Here is a 2,704-nt window from a genome sequence, read left to right as displayed (position 1 = left end):
TCCGCTTGTTCCGTCCCTTCGACGGCCGGGCGTTGCTCGCGTGCCTGCCCTCGACGGTGCGGTCGGTCGCGGTCCTGGACCGGACGAAGGAGCCGGGCGCGTCGGGTGAGCCGTTGCGGCTGGACGTCGTCGCCGCGTTCGCGGAACGGCCCGAGCGGATGCCGCGGGTGATCGGTGTCCGTTACGGGTTGGCGTCGAAGGAGTTCACCCCGGCGATGGCGGCGGCGGTGTTCGACGAGCTGGCCGGCGCGGCGCCGCGTCGGGAGGTGACGGTGGGTATCCGCGACGACGTCACGGACCTGTCGCTCGAGGTGGACGACGACCGTGTCCCGGAGCCGGATGACGTGCTGCGGGCGGTGTTCTACGGGCTCGGTAGCGACGGCACCGTGGGTGCCACGCGGGCGACGGCCGGTATCGTCGCCGCTCGCACGCCGCTGCACGCGCAGGCGTACTTTGTGTTCGACTCCAAGAAGTCGGGGTCGATGACGGTCTCGCATCTGCGGCTGTCGCCACGACCGGTCGACTCCCCGTGGCTTATCCAGAACGCCCAGTACGTGGGCTGTCATCAGTCCTCGCTACTGGAACGGGTGGACGTGCTCGCCGTGGCCGCGCCGGGTGCCACCGTGCTGCTCAACAGCCCGCATGCGCCGGAGAAGGTGTGGGACTATCTGCCGGCCGACGCGCAGCGGCACCTGCTTGACCGGGGTGCGCGCCTGTTCGTCGTCGACGCCGACCGGGTGGCGAAGCAGGCCGCCATGCCCGGGATCGTAAGCCCGGTGCTGCAGACCTGTTTCCTGGCGCTGTCCGGTCTGCTGGACCGCGACGAGGCGATCGCGGCGGTCAAGGACGGGGTCCGCGCCGCCCGCGGCAAACGCGGTGACGCCGTGCTGCAGCGTAACTTCGCCGCCATCGATGCCGCGCTCGACGCCCTGCACGAGGTCGACCTGCAGGCTCGTGTGGTCACGGGGCAGGCGCGCCGGCAGCTGCTCGGCGAGGCGCCCGCGTTCGTCCGGCAGGTGACGGCGCGGATCATGGCGGGGGAGGGGAACCTGCTTCCCGTCAGCGCACTACCGGCTGACGGCACCTTCCCCGTCGGGACGGCCCGGTACGAGAAACGCGGCCTGACCCGCGAGCTTCCGGTGTGGGATGCGGACCTGTGCATCGACTGCGGCAAGTGCGCGATCTCCTGCCCGCACGCCGCCATCCGGATGACGTTGTTCGAGCCGGCGCAGCTCGCCGGCGCGCCAGCGTCGTTCCGGCACAAAAAGCCGAAGGACCGCACCCTCGCGGCGTTCCGGCTCGCGGTGCAGGTGGCACCGGACGACTGCACCGGCTGCGGCATCTGCGTCGAGGCGTGCCCGGCGAAGAGCCGGGAGATCGAGGGCCATCGCGCCCTGGACATGGTCGACGCCGCACCCCGCTTCGAGGAGGAACGCGCCGGATGGGCGTTCCGTGAAACGCTGCCGGCGGTCCCACCGGCGCTCGCCCCACCGGACACGGTCCGCGGCTCGCAGCTACGGGAGCCGCTGTTCGAGTTCTCCGGCGCCTGCGCCGGCTGCGGGGAGTCGCCCTACCTCAAACTGCTCACGCAGCTGTTCGGTGACCGCATCATCGTCGCGAACGCCACGGGATGCTCGTCCATCTACGGCGGCAACCTGCCGACCACACCCTGGTCGGCGGGCACCGACGGCCGCGGCCCGGCCTGGGCGAACTCGCTGTTCGAGGACAACGCCGAGTTCGGGCTCGGGCTACGCCTCGCGCTCGACACCCGGGCCCGCGAGGCCCGCCGGCTGCTGCGCGCACAGACCGCGACGGTCGGCGGCACGCTCGTCGAGGCGCTGCTCACCGCCGACCAGTCGACCGAGGCCGGCATCCTCGACCAACGCCAGCGGGTGGCCGAACTACGCCGACGGCTGGCCACCGTCGACCACGACACCACCCTCGACGCTGTTCTCGACGACCTCGTCGACAAAAGCGTGTGGATCATCGGTGGGGACGGGTGGGCGTACGACATCGGCTTCGGCGGCCTCGACCACGTGCTCGCGTCGGGGCGCGACGTCAACGTGCTCGTCCTCGATACCGAGGTGTACTCCAACACCGGTGGGCAGGCGTCGAAGTCGACGCCGCGCGCCGCGGTCGCGAAGTTCGCCGGCGGCGGCAAACGGACCCGCAAGAAAGACCTCGGGCTGCTCGCCGCCGCCTACGGCGACGTGTACGTCGCGCAGGTCGCCCTCGGCGCCAACGACCAGCACACGGTGAAAGCCTTCAACGAGGCGGCCAGCTGGCACGGCCCGTCCCTCATTGTCGCCTACAGCCACTGCATCGCCCACGGCATCACCATGACCGACGGCATGGCCCACCAGAAAGCCGCGGTGAAATCGGGATACTGGCCGCTCTACCGGGTCGACCCCCGAGCGGAAAGGCCGTTCTCCCTCGACTCGCGGGCACCGTCCATCCCCTTCAGCGAGTTCGCCGCCACCGAGTCCCGGTTCACCCTCCTCAACACCGTCAACCCCGACGAAGCCGACGAGCTCGCGGCACTCGCCCAACGCGACATCCTCGGGCGCTGGCAGACCTACGAACACGAAGCCGCCCACCCCCGCAACACCACCACGCAAAACTGAAGCGGCGCCGTGCTCACCAAAGGGGACGTAATGAAGTAACAAATACGTGATCGAGAGCATCATCGCAGGTCACAGGCCTG

The 2,704-nt window shown here is 70.3% G+C and carries 1 protein-coding gene; it reads left to right on the top strand.

All coding sequences use genetic code 11. The annotated features are described in order from the left end of the window. The coding region (nifJ, locus tag ACY45C_RS13240) for a pyruvate:ferredoxin (flavodoxin) oxidoreductase (protein WP_462187924.1) at positions 1-2,624 on the top strand (2,624 nt) is incomplete at its 5' end. Positions 2,625-2,704 lie beyond the last annotated feature (80 nt).

This window comes from Frankia sp. CcWB2, from assembly GCF_977927585.1.
This window is presented reverse-complemented; position numbering and strand designations above follow the sequence as displayed.